Origin of the sequence: Clostridium sardiniense (genome assembly GCF_016907995.1) — a bacterium.
Lineage (GTDB): Bacteria > Bacillota > Clostridia > Clostridiales > Clostridiaceae > Clostridium > Clostridium sardiniense.
In genome coordinates, this window is sequence record NZ_JAFBDA010000026.1 from 17,577 (window position 1) to 42,607 (window position 25,031).

The 25,031-nt window shown below is 25.3% G+C and carries 22 protein-coding genes; 20 read left to right on the plus strand and 2 right to left on the minus strand.

The features are described 5' to 3' along the window. Position 1 precedes the first annotated feature (1 nt). The 5 genes from JOC62_RS15970 (at position 2) to JOC62_RS15990 (ending at position 3,487) form a co-directional block, all read left to right on the plus strand. The gene (locus tag JOC62_RS15970) at positions 2–196 is read left to right on the plus strand and encodes a hypothetical protein (RefSeq protein ID WP_204596291.1); all 195 of its coding nucleotides are present in this window, start codon (positions 2–4) and stop codon (positions 194–196) included. An 89-nt stretch (positions 197–285) separates the two neighbouring features. Beyond that, positions 286–921, plus strand: coding sequence for a hypothetical protein (locus tag JOC62_RS15975; RefSeq protein ID WP_204596292.1), 636 nt, complete (start codon positions 286–288; stop codon positions 919–921). A gap of 94 nt (positions 922–1,015) precedes the next feature. Beyond that, entirely contained in the window at positions 1,016–1,570 is a 555-nt protein-coding gene (locus JOC62_RS15980) for a hypothetical protein (protein ID WP_204596293.1), read from the plus strand. Continuing rightward, on the plus strand, positions 1,567–2,463 hold the full coding sequence (locus JOC62_RS15985) for an ABC transporter ATP-binding protein (RefSeq protein ID WP_204596294.1): 897 nt from the start codon (positions 1,567–1,569) through the stop codon (positions 2,461–2,463). Before JOC62_RS15980 ends, JOC62_RS15985 begins: the two co-directional genes overlap by 4 nt. Further along, positions 2,447–3,487 (plus strand): hypothetical protein, encoded by a 1,041-nt coding sequence (locus tag JOC62_RS15990; RefSeq protein WP_204596295.1) that lies wholly within the window; start codon positions 2,447–2,449, stop codon positions 3,485–3,487. The genes JOC62_RS15985 and JOC62_RS15990 overlap by 17 nt, the downstream gene beginning before the upstream one ends. A 42-nt stretch (positions 3,488–3,529) precedes the next feature. Here the strand turns inward: JOC62_RS15990 and JOC62_RS15995 are convergent, their stop codons facing one another. Beyond that, positions 3,530–3,919 (minus strand): PadR family transcriptional regulator, encoded by a 390-nt coding sequence (locus JOC62_RS15995; protein WP_204596296.1) that lies wholly within the window; start codon positions 3,917–3,919, stop codon positions 3,530–3,532. 133 nt (positions 3,920–4,052) lie between these two features. Here JOC62_RS15995 and JOC62_RS16000 point away from each other — a divergent pair, with 133 nt between their 5' ends. The 15 genes from JOC62_RS16000 (at position 4,053) to JOC62_RS16070 (ending at position 24,605) form a co-directional block, all read left to right on the plus strand. After that, on the plus strand, positions 4,053–4,244 hold the full coding sequence (locus tag JOC62_RS16000; RefSeq protein ID WP_204596297.1) for a hypothetical protein: 192 nt from the start codon (positions 4,053–4,055) through the stop codon (positions 4,242–4,244). A 161-nt stretch (positions 4,245–4,405) separates the two neighbouring features. Further along, the gene (locus tag JOC62_RS16005) at positions 4,406–5,116 is read left to right on the plus strand and encodes a pseudouridine synthase (RefSeq protein ID WP_204596298.1); all 711 of its coding nucleotides are present in this window, start codon (positions 4,406–4,408) and stop codon (positions 5,114–5,116) included. Positions 5,117–5,168: 52 nt separating this feature from the next. Then, positions 5,169–5,714 carry a tRNA 5-(aminomethyl)-2-thiouridylate-methyltransferase MnmM gene (gene mnmM / locus JOC62_RS16010; RefSeq protein WP_204596299.1) on the plus strand — a complete coding sequence of 182 codons (546 nt, stop codon included), beginning with the start codon at positions 5,169–5,171 and terminating at the stop codon, positions 5,712–5,714. 149 nt (positions 5,715–5,863) lie between these two features. Next, positions 5,864–6,763, plus strand: a complete 900-nt coding sequence (locus tag JOC62_RS16015) for a MurR/RpiR family transcriptional regulator (RefSeq protein WP_204596300.1) — start codon at positions 5,864–5,866, stop codon at positions 6,761–6,763. 219 nt (positions 6,764–6,982) lie between these two features. After that, positions 6,983–8,197, plus strand: a complete 1,215-nt coding sequence (locus tag JOC62_RS16020) for a BaiN/RdsA family NAD(P)/FAD-dependent oxidoreductase (protein ID WP_204596301.1) — start codon at positions 6,983–6,985, stop codon at positions 8,195–8,197. Between the two features lie 72 nt (positions 8,198–8,269). Then, the gene (cmk, locus tag JOC62_RS16025) at positions 8,270–8,926 is read left to right on the plus strand and encodes a (d)CMP kinase (protein ID WP_204596302.1); all 657 of its coding nucleotides are present in this window, start codon (positions 8,270–8,272) and stop codon (positions 8,924–8,926) included. Positions 8,927–8,947: 21 nt separating this feature from the next. Further along, positions 8,948–10,852, plus strand: a complete 1,905-nt coding sequence (locus JOC62_RS16030; RefSeq protein WP_204596303.1) for a bifunctional 4-hydroxy-3-methylbut-2-enyl diphosphate reductase/30S ribosomal protein S1 — start codon at positions 8,948–8,950, stop codon at positions 10,850–10,852. Between the two features lie 64 nt (positions 10,853–10,916). Continuing rightward, positions 10,917–11,774 (plus strand): GNAT family N-acetyltransferase, encoded by an 858-nt coding sequence (locus JOC62_RS16035; protein ID WP_204596304.1) that lies wholly within the window; start codon positions 10,917–10,919, stop codon positions 11,772–11,774. A gap of 200 nt (positions 11,775–11,974) precedes the next feature. After that, on the plus strand, positions 11,975–13,339 hold the full coding sequence (gene miaB / locus JOC62_RS16040; RefSeq protein ID WP_204596305.1) for a tRNA (N6-isopentenyl adenosine(37)-C2)-methylthiotransferase MiaB: 1,365 nt from the start codon (positions 11,975–11,977) through the stop codon (positions 13,337–13,339). 116 nt (positions 13,340–13,455) lie between these two features. After that, positions 13,456–16,719, plus strand: a complete 3,264-nt coding sequence (locus JOC62_RS16045; protein ID WP_204596306.1) for a DEAD/DEAH box helicase — start codon at positions 13,456–13,458, stop codon at positions 16,717–16,719. Positions 16,720–17,357: 638 nt separating this feature from the next. Continuing rightward, a complete protein-coding gene (gene mutS / locus JOC62_RS16050) occupies positions 17,358–20,027 on the plus strand; it encodes a DNA mismatch repair protein MutS (protein ID WP_204596307.1) in 2,670 nt (889 codons plus the stop codon). A gap of 13 nt (positions 20,028–20,040) precedes the next feature. Beyond that, positions 20,041–22,020 carry a DNA mismatch repair endonuclease MutL gene (gene mutL / locus JOC62_RS16055; RefSeq protein ID WP_204596310.1) on the plus strand — a complete coding sequence of 660 codons (1,980 nt, stop codon included), beginning with the start codon at positions 20,041–20,043 and terminating at the stop codon, positions 22,018–22,020. 21 nt (positions 22,021–22,041) lie between these two features. Then, the gene (gene miaA, locus JOC62_RS16060) at positions 22,042–22,974 is read left to right on the plus strand and encodes a tRNA (adenosine(37)-N6)-dimethylallyltransferase MiaA (RefSeq protein ID WP_204596311.1); all 933 of its coding nucleotides are present in this window, start codon (positions 22,042–22,044) and stop codon (positions 22,972–22,974) included. A gap of 44 nt (positions 22,975–23,018) precedes the next feature. Continuing rightward, the gene (hfq, locus tag JOC62_RS16065; protein WP_204596312.1) at positions 23,019–23,261 is read left to right on the plus strand and encodes an RNA chaperone Hfq; all 243 of its coding nucleotides are present in this window, start codon (positions 23,019–23,021) and stop codon (positions 23,259–23,261) included. Between the two features lie 57 nt (positions 23,262–23,318). Beyond that, positions 23,319–24,605, plus strand: a complete 1,287-nt coding sequence (locus JOC62_RS16070; RefSeq protein ID WP_204596313.1) for a methionine gamma-lyase family protein — start codon at positions 23,319–23,321, stop codon at positions 24,603–24,605. Between the two features lie 24 nt (positions 24,606–24,629). Here JOC62_RS16070 and JOC62_RS16075 read toward each other — a convergent pair. Continuing rightward, positions 24,630–25,031: DUF3267 domain-containing protein (locus JOC62_RS16075; protein WP_204596314.1), on the minus strand; the 402-nt coding region annotated here is incomplete at its 5' end.

The following is a 25,031-nucleotide window of genomic DNA, read 5'->3' on the forward strand; positions in this document are numbered from 1 at the left end:
CATGTTATATAAGAAGTATTTAAAGAACCTAATAGATTGTGATATAATTCATGAACATGAATTTAATAAGGATAATATATTTTGTCATTATTGTGGAAAGTTAATTGAAGATCAAAATTACATTGATGAAATTGAAGGAGAAGTATATTGTTCAATGGAATGTTATAAGAAAAAAATTGAAGAAGAGTATTTTTAAGCTAGTTTTTATAACTAGCTTTTTTTATACTGTAATAAAAAAGTTAAAGTTGCTAATAATAAATTTAATATAAAAAAGGAGGGATATATATGCCTATTCCAGTAATTACATCTATAATTTCGGCATTATCAATTTTAGCTGGCTCAGCACTAGGAGCCTTGTTTAGTTGGCTTATAAATAATAAGATGCACAAAAGAAAAATGAAAGAAGAACATGATATTATAGCTGATAATAGAAAATATGAAGAACGATTTAAGATTAAAGAACTTTGTGCAAATGCAAATGTTATAAGATTAGATATATGCACTTCTATATATCAAAGTATACGAATAGTATCAAAAAGCAATGATATAAAGTATATTTATCCTATACCAATAAATAAAAATTATTCATGTGCAGTTTCTACTTTAAGTGATAGATATAATATAAGAGAATTAAGTTATTTGTATCAATTATATGGAATAATTGAGAAAGTAAATTACGATGTATTAAAATATAATAAGGGTACACAAGAGAAAAATTATGAAGTCATAAGGGGGTTCTATGCAATATTAGAAAAAATATATGGTGGAAATGTAAATAAAATTTTGAATTTAAATATTGATACAATCTCCTATGAAAATTTATGTAATAATGAGTATATCAAAAATGGATATAAAGATTTATTGAATACACTTAACAAATTATGTACAGAAGAAAATATAATAAAAGAAAAAATCAATTGAATTTATTAAGAAATATTTAAAATATATAAGGAATAATAAATTGACAACTTATAGAAAAATATGTAAAATTCTTATGTATAGGAGTGATGGGGGAGTGAAAAAATCAAAAATAATAATATTAATAGGTTTACTAACTATAGTAACAACACTAATTATAGTAAAGCCAACAGAATTAAATCCTAAACATAAATTCTATTCTGTAAATTCTTTAATAGAATCTTTTGATAATAGCCTTTTACGTGTTCAGGATGATAGATTTAATAATGTAGATACTCAAACTCTTTATGATTGTATATCTAAAAGAAAAAGACTATCCTATTCAGGAAATAATTATGATAAAGTTGAATTAAAAGAGAATATAAAATTATCTGATGCTCAAAAAGAAACTATAATAAATGAATATATAAATAAAGCTAGTAAAATAAATAATTATAAGATATCTACTGAAATTATTCCCTTTAGATTTAAAGGATACGGAATAACTTATAATTATGATTATACAAATGGAAAAAGTTCAGTAATTGACAAAGTAAAAATACCAATAACCCTTGACGCTATTGTAATAAAAGAAGAGGGAAGTTATGTATTTGATTTATTTTGGTTTAATGAGTTAAATTCAGATGATTCTAATAATGAGGTGATAAATTGATAGAGATTAGAAATGTTTCAATGAGTATAGATGATAAATCAATACTTAAAAACATAAGTTTTACTTGTAATGAAGGAAGAATAGTTGGATTAATTGGACCAAACGGAGCAGGTAAAACAACTCTTATAAATTGTTTAACTGGTATATACAAACCATTAGAAGGAAATATATTATATGATGGTATAGATGTTTTTGATAATTCAAAAGTAAAAGAATCTATAGGTTATGTACAAGATGAAAATACATTCTTTTCTAGCTTTAAAATAAAAGATATAAAAAAATATTATAAACTTGCATATAAGAATTTTAATGAAGATAAATTTTTAGAGATAAATAAATTATTTAAAATACCTTTGGATAAAAAAATATTCCAATTATCAAAAGGTATGAAAATGCGTGTAAATATTATGTTTGCATTTTCTATAGGTGCTAAATATTTAATACTTGACGAGCCAACCTCAGGACTAGATGTTATCTTTAAAAAGAAATTTTTTAATTTATTAAAAAATGAAGCGAAGGAAAATAATTCAACTATAATATTAAGCTCACATCATTTAAATGAATTAGAAAATATATGTGATGATATAGTTATTATAAATAATTGTGAGATTTTGTATAATGATAGTCTTGAGAATTTAAATTCTAAAGTAAAAAAGATACAAGTAGCATTTAATAAACCAATATATGAAGAAGATTTCTTAGAATTTAATGAAGTATTCGCTATTAAAAAAATAGGTAGAGTTTTTACATTAATCACTAAAGACTACAATGATATCTTTATAGAAAAATTAAATAAACTAAATCCCATATTCATAGAAGAAATAAACTTAACTTTAGAGGATATGTTTATTTATCAAGTTGAAGAGGGGAGTATAGATGAAAAATATAATTAAAAAAAGTTTAATTTATCAATGGTTTTATACAACTAAATGGGCAATAATATTAGCAACATTTATATGGACTAGCTATTCTTATTTAAATATTTGCAACCATAAGATTATAGATTTTAAAAGTAGAATAGCTTTATTTAATAGTGATAAATTTATTTTAATTGATTTACTTTCAATAGCTGTATTCATTTGCTTAATAATACTAGTATATATTGCTGGAAATGGACTTAAAAAAAGAAGTAAAATGATAGTAATCAGTAGTGGGCCCTATACTAGAAATGAAATCTTCTGGAATAATTTTTTGTGTAATATAGGAATAGTTGTATTATTTATAATTATATATATTTATTTGACTATATGTATTAGATATAAACAAAGTGATGTTTTGTACTATTGTTCTAATTATTATGAAGTTCTATTTAAAGATTCTTTTAAGTTATTGGTTTTAGGTATATTAACGATTGCATATTCGCTTCTTATAGATAGACTATTTTCAAATTCTTTTGTTACAATAATTTCAATAGTATTGATACCTGTATCTTTGATTACTTTTACAATTATTAATATAGAAATAATTTTTAATACAAATCTAGTTAGTAATAATATATATACATATATAATTCGTATTAAAGATATTTTTCTATCATATTTAAACTATTTTCAATATGAAGTTCAAAATGATAGCTATTTATATTATTTAGCAGATAATAATAAAATAACTATATTTATTAGTTTTTTAATTCTATTAATATCATTTGGTATTTTATTTATAGTTAAATTACTAAATAAAAAGGTTAGAATAGAAAGTATATCTAATTTCTTTGTATTTAAAAACGTTAAATATATAATAACATTCTTTGCATCTATCGCGATAGGGGCGTATGGATCATATATTATACATGAAATTTTTATGCATAATTATTTTTATAATAAAAAATATATCTCATCATTTATTTTTATAGAAATAATATTTATACTTATTTCTAATATAATTATAAACAGGATTATATCCAAGTTTATAAAATAAAAGAAGAGGTTCATAAGCAATATTCCTTATGAACCTCTTCTTTTATTTTAATAACATTTGTTTTAATTTATCTAGAGTAGATTTTGTCTTATCTAAATTTAAAATATAATCACTTAAGTTTGAATTTAAATAAGAAACTCCTCTGTCAGTTATTGAATATACTTTTTTACTTCTTTTATTTGATATATCCTCACCACTCCATTTTGAAACTACATATTCTCTTTCTTCAAGTTCATATAAGCTTTCATATACAGTACTTGATGAAACTGGAAATGGCATAGTAGTCGAATCAAACATATCTTTAAAATCAGTTAGAATTTTATTTCCAAATACTACTTCACCTTTTGATAGCTCCTTAAGAATATATAACATGTATAACATTTTTGTATTTACAACATTTCTTGGTGCTACAATACGATTCCTTTTATCCATTATTATCCCTCCTAATAAGTACTTAACTATATTATACTTTAGTTACATATACTCGTAAATGATTATAAATAAATAACACAATTATATATATTATGAATAGTATATAATAACCAAAGATAAGGAGCTGATCAACATGTCAAGAAGATGTGGACGTAACAATTGTTGTTGTAATAATAATTGTGGTTGTGGAGGATTTAATAATCGTGGATTTGGCAACTGCGGCTGCGGGGGATTTAATAATGGTGGATTTGGTAATTGTGGTTGTGGATTTGGCGGCGTACCATTACTATGGATATTAATTTTAAGTCGTGGGTGCTTCTTTTAAAATATAAAAACTTAGGTTTTTTACCTAAGTTTTTATATTTACATATTAAATTATTAATTCATATATTTATGAAATGATGCTCTGTATATAACTTATATTATTGTAAAAACTTAAATTAATATATATAATCATAGAAGAAATACAATATTGGAGGATTATACATGGAAGAAAGATTGCAAAAATATATGGCAAAGTGCGGAGTAGCATCTAGAAGGAAATGTGAATTATTAATTACTGAAGGAAAAGTTAAAGTAAATGGTTTATGTGTAAAAGAATTAGGTATAAAAGTAACTCCAAATGTAGATGTTGTAGAATATAATGATAAAATAATTGTACCAGAAGAAAAAAAGGTATATTTACTGTTGTATAAACCTGAAGGGTATATAACATCTCTTAATGATGAAAAAGGAAGAAAAACCATTATGGATCTAATTAATATTAATGAAAGAGTATTTCCAATAGGAAGACTTGATTATGATAGTTCAGGTTTATTACTTTTAACAAATGATGGAGACATTTATAATAAAATAATTCATCCAAGAGTGAAAATTAAAAAGAAATACATAGCAGTTGTAAAAGGAAGGTTTACTCAAAAAGAAATGGATTTATTCATGAATGGAGTAGATATTGGTGGATATGTAACCGCTAACTGTGAAATTAAAGAAATCTCTTTTGAAAATAATAATTCTACAGTAGAAATAACTATACACGAAGGAAAAAATAGGCAAATAAGAAAAATGTGTTCGGCATTCAATCATAATGTAGTAAGCTTAAAGAGAATTTCTGTAGGGAATATTAAACTTGGATATTTAAAAAAAGGTGAATATAGAGAATTAACAAAAGATGAACTTAATTATATTAATTCTTTATAATAAATACTTATTTCATGGTTTAATACATGATATATGTTAAGGAGGATTTTAAATGTTTAATTATGTAGGTGATATTAGTGAATTATCACATAATATAATTAATAATTATTTAAAAAGTAAGAATGTAGCAATTGATGGTACATTAGGAAATGGCTATGACACTGACTTTTTATCTTTAAATTTTAATAAAGTATATTCTTTTGACGTGCAAGAGCAAGCTTGTATAAAATATAGTGATAAAAATAAAGATAATGTTACGGTAATTTGTGATTCACATCATAAATTTAATAATTATATAACTGAGAATGTTGACTGTATTATGTATAATCTAGGTTTTTTACCTGGGGCTTCAAAGGAAATAACAACAAAACATAATACGTCACTAGAAAGTATAAAAACTGGATTAGAGATTCTTAATCCAGGTGGAATTATGACAATATGCATTTATATTGGTCATGATGAAGGTAAAAAAGAACAATCTTGCATATTGAATTTTCTAGAAAAAATATCAAAAAAAGAATATGGAGTTATGATCCATCAATTTTTAAACAGGAGCAAAATGGCACCATTGCTTGTAGTTATCGAAAAAAATAGTTAAATATAAATTTATTAATATTGTAGTAATTTAATTGATACAAAAATAAAAAACTGTATTTTAAATATATAAAATATGAAATTTTTATTGAAAAATCTATCATTAAGTGATAAAATTGTTATTGCAAAAGATTGTAAAGTAGGTAGATAATAATGGATAAAGATTTTAATGATAATAAAGATTTAATGAGATTAATTCAGATTAAATTTCAAAGATTAAGTAAGGGTCAAAAGCTAATAGCAGAGTATATATTAAATAATTATGATAAGGCTGCTTTTATGACAGCTGCAAAATTAGGAACGTCTGTAGGAGTTTCAGAATCTACAGTTGTAAGATTTGCTAACGAGTTAGGCTTTAGTGGATATCCAAAACTTCAGAAAGCTCTTCAAGAATTAATTAAAAATAAACTTACTACTGTACAAAGATTGGAGCTTTCTAATGAATATGTATCTGATAGTGATGCACTAAAGGGAGTTTTAAAAGCAGATATTGAAAATATAAGAGCAACCCTTGAAAAGATTAATCCTAATGTATTTGAGGAAGTTGTAAATGAAATATTTAAAGCTAATAACATTTACATATTAGGACTAAGAAGTTCAACAGCTATTGCAGAATTTTTAGGATTTTATTTAAATATAATTCTTCAAAATGTTAGAACTGTAAGCTATGGAATTTCAGATATATTTGAACAGATTATAAATGTTAAAGAAGGAGACTTAGTAATTGGTATAGGGTTCCCAAGATATGCTTCAAAAACAATCGATGCATTAGATTTCTCAAAATCAAAAGGAGCTAAAGTAGTTGCATTAACTGATAGTTTAATTTCTCCATTGGCATCTAAAGCTGATTTAGCATTAATTGCGCAGAGTAATATGGCATCATTTGTAGATTCCCTTGTTGCTCCATTATCATTAGTTAATGCTTTAATTATAGCAGTTGGAATGAGAGAGAAAGAGAATATTGCAAATACATTTGGTTCTTTAGAAGCAATTTGGCAGGACTATAATATATACCAAATAAATAATAAAACTATAGGTGAAAATGATGACTAGTCCATAGTATTTTATATAGACTTTTTTAGAAATTAATATATTTATATAACAAATGACTTTATGAATATTCATAGAGTCATTTGTTATATAAAAAAGTTCAATTTATAAATATATTTATATAATATAAACAAAAAATCTAAATAACAATATGTTATTTTAGTTAACTTTTTTTTGTAGTGTAGTACAATTGTTTTAGCGATTAATTAAGGAGCTGATTAAATGAATAGAGTAGTAGTTATAGGAGCTGGACCAGCAGGAATGATGGCAGCAATAACTGCAAGTGAAAATAATGAAGTGATTTTATTAGAAGGAAACGATAGATTAGGAAAAAAGTTATTTATTACAGGTAAAGGAAGATGTAATGTAACTAATAGTAAAGATATTTCAGAATTTTTTAACTATATTCCTGGAAATCCTTATTTTTTATATAGTTCTTTGTATACTTTTACTAATGAAGATACAATTAACTTCTTTGAGAATGAAGGCATTAAGTTAAAGGCTGAAAGGGGAGGAAGAGTTTTTCCAAACTCTGATAAATCTTCAGATATTATTAAAGGTTTATCAAAAGCTATGACAAAATGTAATATAAAAATAATGTTTAATAGTAAAGTAACTAGAATAATAAAAAATTGTAATAAAATAACTGGAGTTGAAATAAATAATAGTAATATAATCGAAGGAGAGCACTTTATAATATGTACAGGTGGTGCTTCATATCCCCTTACAGGTTCTAGAGGAGAAGGTCAAAAATTTGCTAAAGAACTTGGCCATAAAATAAAAGAATTAAAACCATCACTTGTTCCAATAGAGATAAAGGATGAAATAGTAAAAGATCTAATGGGTCTATCTCTTAGAAATATTGAGCTATCTATATATGAGAATAATAAAAAGATATTTAAAGATTTTGGCGAAATGCTCTTTACTCATTTTGGTATATCAGGACCACTAGTTTTAAGTGGAAGTAGATTTATCAAAAATAATAAAAATTATGAAGTAGTAATTGATTTAAAGCCCGCTCTAGATATAAAATCTTTAGATTTAAGAATACAAAAAGATTTTAAAAAATACATAAATAAAGATTTTAAAAATTCTTTAGATGATTTATTACCAAAAAAGATTTTACCTATAATTATAAATCTATCAAAAATTGATGGAAATAAAAAGGTTAACGAAATAACTAAGGAAGAAAGAAAAAATTTAGTTCATTTAATAAAAAACTTTAAACTTACAGTAAAAGGACTAAGACCTTTAGAAGAGGCTATTGTTACAGCTGGAGGCATAGATACAAAAGAGATAGATCCTTCAACAATGAGAAGTAAAATTATAAATAATTTATCTTTTGCAGGAGAAGTAATAGATGTTGATGCTTTTACTGGTGGATATAATGTTCAAATAGCATTATCTACTGGATATGTAGCTGGAAGTAGTATCTAAAATGCTTGTTATAAAAAGAATATAATTATATAATGATACTTATAGTTGTTATTTAGAAAGGTGGAAAATAATTTGAAATTATCAGTTGCAATAGATGGTCCAGCGGGAGCCGGAAAAAGTACAATAGCTAAACTTGTAGCGAAAGAATTTGATTTAATGTATATAAATACTGGTGCTATGTATAGAGCTGTTGCTTTAAAAGCATCAGAAAATAACTTGAAAGCAGAAAATATTTCAGAAATCTGCAACTTAATATTAAATATGGAAATGCATTTTGAAAACGATGATTTAATTTTAAATGGTGAGAATATACAAGAAAAAATAACCATGCCAGAGATTAGTTCAATAGTTTCTGCATACGCCTCAATACCAGAAGTTAGAAAAATGCTTGTAAAATTACAAAGAGATATGTCAAATAAATATAATGTTATAATGGATGGTAGAGATATAGGAACAGTTGTATTAAAGGATTCAAACTTTAAAATTTTCTTAACTGCAACTCCAGAAGAAAGAGCAGAGAGAAGATATGCGGAATTAGTAAATAGAAATATAGAATGTTCTTATGATGAAATATTAAAAGATATAATAAGAAGAGATCATGAAGATAGTACAAGAGCTATAGATCCGTTAAGAAAAGCTGATGATGCCGTTGAGATTGATACAACTGGCCTAAATATTGAACAAGTCACAAAAAAAATAAATGAGTTTATAAAATCTAAAATTAATTAGTATTATATTAGGAGTACAATTATGAGAAAAGTAATATTAGCAGAAAATGCTGGTTTCTGTTTTGGTGTACAAAGGGCAGTAGAAAAGTCTATTGATATAAAAAATCAGTATGGGAAAAAAATTTATACTTTAGGGCCACTTATTCATAATAGTGATGTTGTTAAGTATTTAGAAGAAAATGATATTTATTCAATAGACTATAATAATATAGATGAATTAGTAAATGGTGATGTTATTGTAATAAGGTCACATGGGGTTCCAAAGGACGTTGTTGAAAATCTTAAGTATAGAGGGCTTGAAGTTATAGATGCAACTTGCCCATTTGTAACTAATATACAAAAGAAAGTTGAAAAATATTCAGGTGATGAGTATAACATAGTTATATTGGGTGATAAAGATCATCCAGAAGTTATTGGAATAAATGGATGGTGCAATAATAAAGCGACAATTACACCAAATGGAGAATTTGATACAAAAATTTCTGATAAAATATGTGTAGTATCACAAACTACAGAAAAAGAAGAAAACTGGAATAATACTATTAATAATTTAGCTACTATGACAGATGAACTTCTATCATTTAATACAATATGCTCAGCTACAGAGGTAAGACAAAAAAGTGCATATGAGTTATCTAAGCAAGTAGATGCTATGATTGTTATAGGTGGTAAACATAGTTCAAATACAACAAAGCTTTATGAAATATCTAAAGCAAATTGTGAGAATACTATTCATATTGAAAATTCATTGGAATTAACAGGTGAATTTATAAATAAAAACTTTAAAAAGATTGGTATTACAGCTGGTGCTTCAACACCAGATTGGATAATTAGGGAGGTTATTGATATTATGCAAGGTGAAAACATTAAAAATGATGAACAATTAAAATTAATGAATGAAATGGACAAAAGATTCCACATTGGGGATGAAATAGAAGGAGAGATATTATCTATAGCTAGAGATGAAGTTGTTGTATCACTTATTGGTTATAAATCTGATGGTATAATCCCTTTTAGAGAATTAACTGCAAAGGTTGATCCTAGTGAATATGCTTCAAATCTTAATGTTGGTGATACAATAAAAGCTAAAGTAATTAAACTCAACAATGAGAATGGATTTGTTGTTTTATCTAGATTAGAATATGAAAAAGAAGAAATAGTCTCTTCACTTGAAAAACTATTTAATAGTGGTGAAACTTTTGAACTAAAAATTTCTGAAATAAAAGAAAAAGGGCTAGTAGGTTATTATAATGGAATAAGAATATTTGTTCCTGCATCACAAATAGATATGAGATTTGTTAATAATAAAGATGAATATAAAGGTCAAACTTTAGTTGTTAAACTAATAGACTTTAATAAAGAAAATCCTTCAAGAGTTGTAGCTTCAAGAAGAATTATTCAAGAAGAGGCAAAGGAGATTAATGAGCAACAAGTTTTAGGTGCTTTAAAAGTAGGCGATATAGTAAAGGCTGAAGTAAAAAGATTTACTAATTTTGGAGCATTTGCAGAGGTTAATGGTGTAGATGGATTAATTCATTTATCACAAATATCATGGAATCATGTGAAAAAGGCTGAAGATTATCTAAAGAGTGGAGATATAATTGATGTTAAGGTTATTGAACTAGATAAAGAAAATAAAAAATTGTCACTTAGCATTAAAGAACTTACTCCTGAACCTTGGAAAAATGCTTCAGATAAATATCCTGAAGGCTCAGTTGTACTAGGTAAAGTTGTTAGAATAAATGATTTTGGAGCATTTGTCGAATTAGAGCCTGGCTTAGACGGACTTGTTCACATATCTAAAATAAGTCATGATAGAATTAATAACCCAAGTGATGTCCTAAAAATAGGTGATGAAATAAAAGCTAAAATATTAGCTGTAGATGAAGAAAATAAAAGAATAAGTTTAAGCATGAAAGATGTTTAATATATTATAACCCCTATTTTAGGGGTTATTTTAAAATAATAATTTATGAGGTGGGTATTCTTATATGGTACATTATGAGAAATTAAATAATAAAAATTTCTCTAATCTTACAACGTTAGTAAATGAGTTTTTTTATATAAATAAATATAGATGTAATATAATTTCACTTTATAATGATTTAAACTTCATAAAAAGAATGTTTTATAAAAATCAAATAATAATGATACTATTTGATAATCAATATATAGGTTATATATATTTTGAACAATCTTCTCTAGATACTATTGTTATTAATGATTTATATATAAAAAATGAGTTCGTAAAATTAGTGAATATAGATAATATAAAAAAATTTGAAAATAAAATTATAGCTTATCAAACTTATGAAGATGAAATAACAAAAGAGATTCTTATTAACAATTGTTTTAGTAAGAGTAGAATAACGAAATTATTAAAATATGATTTATATTCTAAAATAAAAATATCAAATAATACTAATATTTCATTTAGAACCTTTATACCTAATACTGATGAGGAGTTACGATGTAAAATACAAAATGAGATTTTTAATGATACGGGAAGAGAACCACTTCATATAAAAGATATTAAATATGAAGAAAGTCAGAAGTATTATAAAAAAGATTTATGTATTTTTATCTTATTAAACAACAAAGAAATAGGATATGGACAAATTGTATATAATAAAAATATGTATATGGTAGTTAACTTTGGTATTTTAAAAAAATATAGGGGATTGGGATATGGAAAATATCTATTAGAATATCTTATAAAGCTATCCTATGACATAAAGATATCTGAACTATATATAAGAGTCGACTGTTCAAATTATAAGGCACTAAATCTTTATACTAAAATAGGTTTTAAATTTATAGGATATTATAATACATGGATAAAGGCATAATAAGAGTATATATAATACGTAATATTTATTACTTTATATAACTATAAAAGTTTTAATTAGAATTTAGATATTAAAGTAAAAACTAAATAAAACATAGATAATATTTAATATTATCTATGTTTTATTTCTTCATTTTTTTATGCTATAATACATTAGGTAATTTTAAAATATAAATATGTTTATAAGTCGGAGGAAATATAATGGAATTTGATATAAAAAAGTACAAAGATACTAAGAAAAGTAATACAGGAAAACATTTCTTTATCACTACATATGGATGTCAAATGAATGAAGAAGATTCTGAAAAACTTTCTGGAATGTTAAAAAGAATAGGATATACAAAAACAGAAAGTATTGAGGATGCTTCAATTGTACTTTTTAATACATGTTGTGTTAGAGAAAATGCGGAGAATAAGGTTTTTGGAAACCTAGGTATGATGAAAAAATACAAAAGGAAAAATCCAGATTTGATAATAGGAATATGTGGATGTATGATGCAACAGGAAGGAATGGCCGATAAGGTATTAAAAACATTCCCATATGTAGATATTATTTTTGGTACTCATAATTCATATAAATTCCCTGAATATCTTAATAGAGTAAAAACTGAAGGTGTTCAAGTTAAAGAAATATTAAATAAAGAAACTGAAATAATAGAAGGAATTCCAATAGATAGAGAAAATAGGACTAAGGCTTTTGTTACAATAATGTATGGTTGCAATAACTTTTGCACATATTGTATAGTTCCTTATGTAAGAGGCAGGGAAAGAAGTAGAAAGTCTGAAGAAATAATAAAAGAAATTAAAGAATTAGTATCAAAAGGTTATAAGGAAATAACTCTTTTAGGGCAAAATGTTAATTCATATGGAAAAGGTTTAGAAGAAACAATAGACTTTGCAAAATTACTTAGATTAATAAATGAGATAGATGGGTTAGAAAGAGTTAGATTTATGACTTCACATCCAAAGGATTTAAATGAAGATGTAATTTCTGCTATAAAAGAATGTGATAAACTTTGCGAGCAAATTCATTTACCAGTTCAAAGTGGATCAAACAGAATTTTAAAAGAAATGAATAGACATTATGATAGAGAAAGATATATGTATTTAATTAATAAAATTAAAGAAGAGATACCTAATGCAACTATAACTACAGATATAATAGTTGGTTTTCCAGGTGAAACTGAAGAAGACTTTAATGATACATTATCATTAGTTAAAGAAGTAGGTTATAATGCTGCTTATACATTTATTTATTCAAGAAGAAATCATACTCCTGCAGATAGAATGGAAAATCAAGTTCCAGATGATGTAAAACATGAAAGATTTAATAAGCTTGTACAAGCTGTTAATGAAGGTGTTATAAGAAGCAATAAGGAATATGAAGGGAAAATAGTAGAAATTTTAGTAGAAGGACCAAGTAAGAATGATGAAACAAAATTAATGGGAAGAACTAGAAATGGAAAATTAGTTAATTTTGCAGGTGATAAATTACTAATAGGCCAACTGATTAATTTAAAAATTGTTAGAGCTCAGCCATTCTCACTAGTAGGAGAATTATTGTAAAAATTTAAAATAAGGGATAGCTTAGTTATTTAGCTATCCTTTTTATTGTATATAGGTTGCATATAAGTTAACTTTAATTTATTCTATGTATATATTCAAAAATGTAGGTGAATTTAATGATAAAACAAAATTTTATAGAAGGATTTAATAGAAGCGTAACTACACGAAAGATAAATGATGGTATGAGGGTGCTAAATAATGATCTAGTTGAAAATATAGATTATTTATATAATAGCTCAATAAATGAGATAAATATAAGTACAAATGTTATTTCAGAAGACCTTTATAGTAAATATAATTGTAATATAAATATAGATTCAAACCTTTATGAGGTTATTAATATCAAATGTACATGCAGAGATTTTGAGAATAATGAGCTTAAATCTAAAAACTATGCTTGTAAACATCTCTGTGCTTCATTTTATAGATTTTTAGAAAAATTAGAAGATGATTCTACTTTAAAAGAAAACCTTAAAAAGAATAATTTCTTTGAGCTAAATAAATTATTAGATAGTAATAAATCTAATACTATGCTAGATTCATTATGCAATAATAAGGATTTATTAAAAATTGATGTTTATATAAATAGAAATTCTTGGTCTCATAAAATAGGTGCTGAATTTAAAGTTGGGTTTAAAAATTCTAGGAATTCAAAAATGTACTTATTAAAAGATATAAATATGTTTCTTTTAAATAAATATAATTCTATCCCTATTTCATATGGAAAAGATTTCACTTTTGACATAACTAAACAAAAATTTTCTTATAATGATGTACGGCTTTTTAAATTTATTGAATTGTTAAAAGATATAGATGTAAATTCAAATAACTTTAAACGAAGTCAAGATAAACATATTAATGGCAAGGAAATTTGGATACCTAAAGGTATGTTAAGAATGTTTTTTGAGATCATTAAGGAAAATAGAATATTTTTAAATAATGGTTTTTATTCTAGAAAAATAGAGAGTGAAATAATTGTTGATGATATTCCTCTTCCTATAGAATTAAAAGAAAAAAATAATCTTATTTCTTTTATACTTCCTAGAGGACTTCCAGAAGATTTAGGAGGAAGTGGTGATGTATTTCTTTATGATACTATAATATATATACCATCAATGAAGCAATGTGAAAAATTATATCCACTTATTAACACATTTATTAATACAGATGAGATTACTTTTTTAGAAAGCCAGAAAGATAGAGTATATAAAGACCTTATACCTACTATTAATGATTTATCTAATACAGTAATACTTGATAAAAATATAACTAAAAATATTGTATCAACTCCTGTAAAATTTAAATTTTATTTTGACAGAGATAAAATGATTTTTTTAAAAGTAAATGTTAAATATGGTGATTATGAATTCAATATATTCGATGAAATTAAAGATGTATATATTTATAGAGATACTGTAAATGAGACTAAAGTTATAAATAGTTTAAAAAGTATTGGTATAGAAAAAATCGATAATAAGCTTTTTGCATTTTTGCGTGATGATGATGTTATATTTGATTTCTTTAAGACCAAAGTGCATATTCTGCAAGAATTAGGGGAAGTATTCTATTCTGAAAGCTTTAAAGGTGTACTAAAACTTAATAAAAAAAATTTTGAAGTTGAGGTTCGCAGAGGCAAAAATGATTATTTTGAATTTAAATATTCAATATCAAATATATCAGAAGAAGAATTTTATAACATACTAAAAAGTTTTAAAGAAAATAAAAAATATTACAAATTAAAAAATGGAGATTTTTTAGATTTAGAAGAAATCCAAATAAAAGAATTTTTAAGATTAATTGATACTTTAAATGATAAAAAACTCTCTGATGATACAATTGCTTTTACAAAAGGAAAAAGTTTATATGCAAATAAAAAGTTAACAGATTTATTTGGAGTATTTAAAGGAAATTCTATTTTAAATGATATATCAAATAGATTGTCTTCTAATAATCTATCAAAATCAATTATCCCAAAAGGATTAAATGCTAATCTAAGAAACTATCAAGTTTATGGGTTGCATTGGTTTAAAGAATTATCAGATCTTGGGTTTGGTGGAATTTTAGGAGATGAGATGGGATTAGGTAAAACTCTTCAAGCAATTAGCTTTATATTATCAAAAGAAAAAAGCAAGTCAATAATTATAGCTCCAACTTCTTTAATATATAACTGGAGAGATGAGTTCTTAAAGTTTGCTCCAAGTATTAAAGTAGGTCTTATAAATGATACTAAGAAAAAAAGGTTAGAAATTCTAAATAATATTAAAGAGTATGATGTAATAATAACTACATATAACTTGTTTAGAATAGATTATGAGTTGTATAAAAATATTGAATTTGATTTTTGTTTTTTAGATGAAGCTCAATATATTAAAAATTTTTCAGCTAAAAATACAAAAGCATGTAAAAGAGTTAATGCAACCAATAGATTTGCACTTACAGGCACCCCTATTGAAAATAATTTAATGGAGTTATGGTCTATTTTTGATTTTATTATGCCTGGTTTCTTATATGATAAAGATAGTTTCAACTCTAAATTTAATAGAACTCTAGATGAAGATGAAGTTATACTAAACGAATTAAGATTATTAATATCCCCATTTATTTTAAGAAGGCGTAAAAAGGATGTTTTAAATGAATTGCCTGATAAAATTGAAAAGATAATCAAAGTAGATATGGATAAAGAGCAAAAAAAGATATATGCATCTTATGCAAAATATATAAATGATATAATAGAAGATAAGGTTAAAAATGATGAACTTAATACAAGTAAGATTGAGATATTATCATATATAACTAAACTAAGACAAATTTGTTTAGATCCATCTCTTGTAATGGAAGATTATAAAGGTGCTAGTGGTAAATTATCTGCATTAAGGGAGTTATTAATTGATATGACTTCTGATGGACATAAAATATTAGTATTTTCTCAGTTTACTTCTGTATTAAATAAAATTAAAGAGATGTTGCAAAGTGATGGGTTATCTTATTATTATTTAGATGGATCTACGAAATCATCTACTAGACAAGAATTGGTTAATAGGTTTAATAAAGATGATACAAAGGTATTCTTAATATCATTAAAGGCTGGCGGTACTGGATTAAATTTAACAAGTGCAGATGTTGTTATACATTTTGATCCTTGGTGGAATCCAGCTGTAGAAGAGCAAGCTACCGATAGAGCTCATAGAATTGGTCAAGAAAATATTGTTGAAGTTATAAAACTTGTTTCTGAAGGTACTATTGAAGAAAAAATTATCAATCTTCAAGATCGTAAAAGAGAACTTATTGAGAATCTTATAGGAAAAGATTCTTTAAATAATAAATTATTTAGTAATCTATCTAATGAAAATATACTAAAACTTTTTGATAGAGTTTTATAAAAACTCATAAAATTTCATTAGATTAAGACAATACCTACGAATCTAAGGTATTGTCTTGTTTTTTATTACAAGATAGTTTAACCAATCTAAAATTATTAATTAGGCTAAATTTGTTTTAGAAGTAAGAGGAATTGCACTATAACATAACTTTAAAATATCAATAAGTGAATATAAAGCTTTAAATTATCTAAAAATCGCACTTCATATATTTATACAGAGAATTTTAAATTATAGTATAATTAAAACAAGATAAATTAGGTGTTAAATAAATATAAGTAATAGATATTACTATATAATATAAGTAATAGATATTACTATATAATATAAAAAGAAAATATATTATACTATATGTTTTTTACCTAAAATAATTTGAAAATGCTATGTTTAAAGGTGCTTTTATTTATTCAATTAAATTTTTATGTTATACTTCATTATGTTATAATCTTATAGAAATAAGTAAATATCATTGATTCAGTACTTATTTATGACGATTTCTCAAATTATGTCATTCGTCATAAATAATTAGTAAAAAACGTTAAAATAAGTGGATTTTATTCCATATGAAATATATGGTAAGTGTCTCTAATCTTTGATTTTAAAAGGATTAAGTATAAAAAAGTTAAAGGAAGTGAAAGTGTATGGCGTTAACTCCCATGATGAAACAATACTTTGAAATAAAGGAAAATTATAAAGATTGTATAGTCTTTTTTAGATTAGGGGATTTTTATGAAATGTTCTTTGATGATGCTAAAACTGCATCAAAGGAACTTGAATTAGTATTAACAGGAAGAGATTGTGGTTTAGATGAAAGAGCACCTATGTGTGGTATACCATTTCATGCCTCTTCAGGATATATATCAAGATTAGTTGCTAAGGGTTATAAAGTAGCTATTTGCGAGCAAGTTGAAGATCCAAGTGTAGCTAAAGGTATAGTAAAAAGAGATGTAATTAAAGTTATAACACCAGGTACATATGTAGATAGCAATAGTGAAAATAATTCTAATACATATCTATTAGCTATATATGAAGAAAATAATGATACTGGAATTGCATTAACTGATATAAGTACTGGAGAATTTAAAACAACATCATTTACTACTATTAAAAGTACATTATTTGATGAGATAACAAAAATTAATCCAAAAGAAATAATAGTTGATATAAATATAACTGATAAATTTACAGATGAATTATCAAGTTATACAACTGCATTATTAACCAAAAAGGATTTATCTAGCTTTAGAACTACTGATGATGAATTAGTATCACAATTCAGTGAAGCAGAACTTTCAGAGTTAGATAGTGCCAGTAAAACAGCATGTAAAATATTACTCAAATATGTTTATGAAACACAAAAAATGAGTCTTGCAAATATAAATTTTCTTGAGAAATACGATATAATTAATTATATGACTATTGATGGTAGCTCAAGAAGAAATTTAGAGCTTACTGAAAATATAAGAGAGAAGAATAAAAAAGGTTCTTTACTTTGGGTGATGGATAAAACATGTACTTCAATGGGAGCAAGAGTCTTAAGAAAATGGATAGATGAACCTCTTATATCTAAGTTTGAAATAGAAAATAGACTAGATGCTGTAGAAGAACTTTATAATGCAATAAGTCTAAATGAAGATATCAGAATTGCACTTAAAGATATATATGATATAGAAAGAATTGTAGGAAAGATAGCAAATGGAAATGTTAATGGAAAAGATTTAGTTTCTCTTAGAGCTTCACTTGATAAATTACCATATATAAAAGAAACTTTGGGATATTGTAAATCTAGTTTGCTTAATGAATACTATGAAGAGTTAGATATATTAAAAGATTTAAAGGAATTATTATATAATGCTATTTTAGATGATCCTTCAATGAGTATTAAAGAAGGAAATATAATTAAAGATGGTTATTCAGAAGAAGTTGATGAATTAAGAAAAGCAAAACTTCACGGTAAAGAATGGATTGCATCTTTAGAAAACTCAGAAAGAGAAATTACTGGAATTAAATCTTTGAAGGTTGGATACAATAAAGTCTTTGGTTACTATATTGAAATTAGAAAGGCTAATTACTCATCAATACCAGAAGGTAGATATATAAGAAAGCAAACTCTTGCGAATGCTGAAAGATACATTACTCAAGACTTAAAAGAAATGGAAGATAAAATTTTAGGTGCAGAAGAAAAGCTAGTTAATCTTGAGTATAATTTATTTTTAGATATACGAAGCATTGTATCTGAAAAAATATCAAAATTAAAAAAGAGTGCAAGAATCATTGGTAACTTAGATTCAATATCAACTTTATCAATCATTGCTTTAGAAAATGATTATGTAAGACCTAATATTAATGAGAATGGATTAATAAAAATAACTGATGGACGACATCCTGTTGTAGAAAAAGTAATCGGCAGAGGTGAATTTGTTTCTAATGATACATTACTAAATAGTAATGATAATAGACTTTTATTAATAACTGGACCTAATATGGCTGGTAAATCAACTTATATGAGACAAGTAGCACTAATAACATTAATGGCTCAAATAGGATCATTTATTCCAGCTAAGAAAGCAGATATATCAATATGCGATAAGATTTTTACAAGAATAGGTGCTTCTGATGATCTTGCAGGAGGAAAGTCTACATTTATGGTTGAAATGTGGGAAGTATCAAATATTTTAAATAATGCGACCCACAAAAGCTTAGTATTATTAGATGAAGTTGGAAGAGGTACATCAACATATGATGGACTTAGTATAGCTTGGTCAGTTATAGAACATATTTCAAAAAATAATAATTTAAAATGTAATACATTATTTGCAACTCATTACCATGAACTAACAAAACTTGAAGGTAAAATATCAGGAGTTAAAAATTACTCTGTTGCAGTTAAAGAACTAGAAGATAATATAATATTCTTAAGAAAAATTGTTGAGGGTGGAGCAGATCAATCATATGGTATAGAAGTTGCTAAACTTGCTGGTCTTCCAAAAGAAGTAATAGATAGAGCAAAAGAAATATTGGATGAGTTAGAAGGAAATAATACTTATGAAAATAGTACTAAAGAAGTATTAAAGAAAGAATATGAAAAAGAAATTGCAGTTGAAAAAATTGAAGAAGAAAGAGTAGAAGAACCTATTGTAAATGAAAAAATTAATAATACTCACAATGACAATATGCAGCTTGACTTCTCTTTCATGGAAAAAGAAAATCTTATAAAGGAGCTTTCAGAAGTGGATATTTTAGAATTAAATCCTCTTGAAGCTATGAATAAACTCTATAAATTAGTTAGTGATGCTAAGAAGTTAAAATAGGGGTTGATAAACTTTGAAAAGAATAAATTTACTTGATGATAATACAGCAAATAAGATAGCAGCGGGAGAAGTAGTCGAAAGACCTTCTTCTGTTGTAAAAGAATTAGTAGAGAATAGTATAGATGCTGGGGCTAAAAATATAACTATTGAAATAATTGAAGGTGGCTGTAACTTAATCAAAATAATCGATGATGGGGATGGCATACATCCAGATGATATAAAGAAGGCTTTTCTTCCTCATGCAACAAGTAAAATAAAGAATGTTGAAGATATATTTTCAATAAATACTTTAGGATTTAGAGGTGAAGCTTTAGCTTCTATTGCTTCTGTTTCTAAAGTTAATTTAAAAACTAAGATTTCTGATAATGAATTTGGTAGAGAAATATATATAGAAGGTGGAGAAATTTTAAAAGAAACTGATTGTGGAACTAATAATGGAACTGCAATTGAAGTTAAAGACTTATTTTTTAATGTACCCGCAAGGAAAAAGTTTTTAAAGTCTTTTACAAGAGAAGGATCTATTATTACAGATATAATAAATAGAATAGCTATATCTAACCCTGATATAAGTTTTAAACTATTTAATAATGGCAAAAAAGTTGTAAATACTTTTGGAAACGGAAATGTAAAAGATGTTCTAAGAGCTATTTATGGAAAAAAAATTAGCGATAATTTGATTTATTTTAAGAATGATAGAGATTTTATTTCAGTAGATGGTTTTATTGGGAAAGAAGAGATAGCTAGGGGTTCTAGAAATAATCAAAGTATCTTCGTTAATGGAAGGTATATAAAAAATAAAACACTAGTTGCAGCGGTAGAAAATGCATTTAAATCTTTTAGTACAGTAAATAAGTTTCCTTTCTTTGTATTATTCATTAATGTATATCCTGAATATGTTGACGTTAATATACATCCAACTAAGGCAGAAATAAAATTTAAAGATGATAGAGCTATATTTAAATGTGTATTTGATGCAGTGCACAAAGCACTTAAAGAAGATGTATTTAATGAATTTAAATTACCAGAAGAAACAATTGCTAACTCTACAATAGTAGAAAACTTTGAAATGGATTTAAATATAAATGATGATAATATTAAATTTAACTCATTTGAAAAAAATGAAAAGTTAAATAGAGATTCCCTTGACTATTCAGCAGCAATAACTGAGCAGAAAGAAGAACTTAATAAATTAAAAGAGAAACTAATAAATAAAGATATTCCTATACATAGTTTAAATGACGATAATATAAATATTGAATATAGCTATGATACAAATCATTCTCCTATAGATACTAATGATAGTTCTTCGAATATATTATATGAAAAACATGAATATTCAAAACCTACTGTATCTATAGATATAAATACAGATACAGATACAGAAAGTTCTATTACTGTAGAAAGGATCGCAAAATTTCCGCCATTAAGGATAATAGGACAATTTAACAAGACGTATATTATAGGAGAATTTAATGAAACATTATATTTAATTGATCAGCATGCAGCTCATGAAAAAATATTATTTGAAAAATATATGAATTCAATAAAAAATGGGTCAATTGTAGTTCAACCTTTACTAGTACCTACTATTATAGAATTAACAGTAGATGAATTAGCTTTTTATGAAGAGAACAGCACTGTTTTTAGTGATGCTGGATTTAAAATAGATTATTTTGGTGGAAATACTTTAGCATTAAAAGAAGTTCCTTACTTTTTAGGTAAATTAGATTCTAAATCATTATTTTTAAGTATTATAGATGATTTGAAAAGTTTAGGAAGCGGAAAAACAATTGATATAAAATATAATAAAATTGCAACCATGGCCTGTAAATCTGCTGTAAAAGGAAATGATTTCTTAAACGAAAGAGAAATGATTAAATTAATTGAAGACTTAAGATTTATTGAAGATCCATTTCATTGTCCGCATGGAAGGCCAACAATAATAAAATTTACAAACTTTGAATTAGAGAAGAAATTTAGAAGAATAGTTTAAAATAAAAGGATGAAATTTTTTATGACAAAGAAAAAGATATTAGTTTTAGGTGGACCTACAGCTGTAGGAAAAACAGCTCTATCCATAAGGCTTTCAAAAAAATTGAATGGAGAAATTATTTCAGCAGATTCAATGCAAATATATAAATACATGGATATAGGTTCTGCTAAAATTACTAAAGATGAGATGGAAGATATTAATCACTATATGATTGATATAGTAGATCCAAATGTTAAATTTTCAGTATCTGATTATAAACATTTAGGTGATAAATTTATAAAGAAAATTGTGGATAAAAATAAACTACCTATAATTACTGGGGGAACTGGTCTTTATATAAATGCATTAACTTGTAATATGGATTTTACCGATGCTGAAATTGATGAGAATTATAGAAATTACTTAGAAAATGAGGCTAACTTAAAAGGAAATGAATATATACATTATTTATTAAAAGATATAGATCCTATAAGTTATAAGGAGATACATTATAATAATAGAAAAAGAGTTATAAGAGCTCTTGAAGTTTTTAAGCTTACTGGAAAACCATTTAGTTCATTTAATGCTGGAAATGATTTTTATAAATCTGATTATGATATTTACTATTATGTATTAACAATGAATAGAGAAAATTTATATTCTAGAATAAATAAGAGGGTAGATATCATGATAGATAGAGGTCTAGAAGAAGAATGCATAAAATTAAAGCAAATGGGATATACTTCATCTATGCAATCAATGCAAGGTATTGGGTATAAAGAGATGTTATATTATCTTGAAGGTAAGATTAAAAAAGATGAAGCTATTGAAATGATAAAAAAAGGATCAAGAAATTATGCTAAGCGTCAATTAACTTGGTTTAGAAGAGATCCTAGAGTGATTTTTCTAGATAAAGATATTATGACAGAAGAGGAAATAGTAGAGAAAATAAGTAATGACATTAATATGAAGTAGTTGTATAATATATTTAAGGTGTATTGGTAATTTGGAGGTGTCTTATGAATAAACAACAAAATAATTTGCAAGATATTTTTTTGAATGGTGCAAGAAAAAATAAAATTTCAGTAGAAGTATATCTTACAAATGGATATAAGCTAAAAGGATATGTTAAAGGATTTGACAGTTTTACAGTTGTGTTAGATTGTGATGGTAAACAAATGTTAGTCTATAAGCATGCTGTTACAACAATAACTCCAGCGAAACCTATTCTATTTGCAAATAATGACGTAGATAACGCTTAATAAATAGGCACATTGTTGCCTATTTATTTTTGTGTTTAATTTATACAGGAGGCTAATATGTTAAAAGCAACAGAGGAATTAATTATAAAAAAACATAATATAAAAAATAATGCATTTGAGCTTTATAAAAAAGCTTTAGAAGATGTAGAAGACGAATTTAAAAAGTTAGATGAAATTAGGGAATATAATCAATTAAAAGTTCTTTCTGCATTTCAAGATGAAAGAATAAGTGATAGCCATTTTACAAATACTACAGGATATGCTTATGATGATATGGGTAGAGATGGTTTAGACAAAGTATATGCAAGAGTATTTAATACTGAAGCTGCTATTGTTAGACCACACTTTGTAAATGGTACTCATGCTATTGGTACCGCTTTATTTGGTAATCTACGTCCTGGAGATACATTACTTGCAATATCAGGACAACCATATGATACATTACACGGAGTAATTGGAATAAGTAAAGATACTGGAATGGGATCTCTTATAGAATACGGGATTAAGTATAATGAGATTGACTTAATAGATGAAAAATATTTTGATTTAGAAAAAATAAAAAAAGCTATACTAAATGATTTATCAATAAAAATGGTACATATACAAAGAAGTACTGGATATAGTACTAGAAGTTCACTTCAACTTAATCAAATAAAAGAAGTGATTGAATTAGTTAAAAGCTTAAATGAAAATATAATAGTTTTTGTTGATAATTGTTATGGTGAATTTGTAGATATAATAGAACCTACAGATTTTGGTGCAGACTTAATGGCCGGCTCTCTAATAAAAAATATAGGAGGAGGAATTTCTCCAACTGGTGGATATATAGTAGGTAAGCAGAAATATGTTGATAATGCTTCATATAGATTAACTGTTCCAGGAATAGGTGGTGAATGTGGTGCCACACTTGGAGTTATGAGAACATTATTCCAAGGATTCTTCTTGGCTCCTCATGTAACTATTGAAGCTGTAAAAAGTTCTATTTTTTGTGCAAGAGTTATGGAACTTGCTGGATTTGAAGCTAAACCCGCTGCAAAAGAGAAAAGAACAGATATAGTTCAAACGATTATATTTAGAAACAAAGAAAAATTAATTGAATTTATTAAAGGTATACAACAAGGATCACCAATTGATTCATTTGTTCATTGTATTCCAATTCCAACTCCAGGTTATGAAGATGAAGTAATAATGGCTGCTGGAGCATTTATACAAGGTTCTTCAATTGAACTATCTGCAGATGCTCCTATTAGAGAACCTTATATTGCTTATATTCAAGGTGGGCTTACATTTGATCATGCTAAAATTGGTGTATTAATTGCTTTAAATAAAGTTTTAAATTCTTAAATAAAATGGCTTAGAGTATTTTCTCTAAGCCATTTTATTTAAATCTAAATTAAGTTCTATATTTGTATCTTCACTTTTAGTATTTTCTTTAAAATGTTTAGATAAGCCTTTATGCTTATCTTTAGTTATAATATCAATGCCATTAAAAATAAATTTATCATTATTATATCTTATAAATCTATACAAATTATATAAATCTAATGATGAAATTAATATATTAGCAGAGACAATACTAACTAAAACTATACTATCATATAAAAAAGCTATGATAAATAGCGGTATAATAGTAAGTATTATAAAAGGTAATATTAAGGATAATACATGTCTTTTATTACTTGCATATTTACTATAATAAATTGAGATATGAAAATTATCTATCCACATTATTAAATTAATATTTTTAAAATTCTTATATGCAACTCCTTG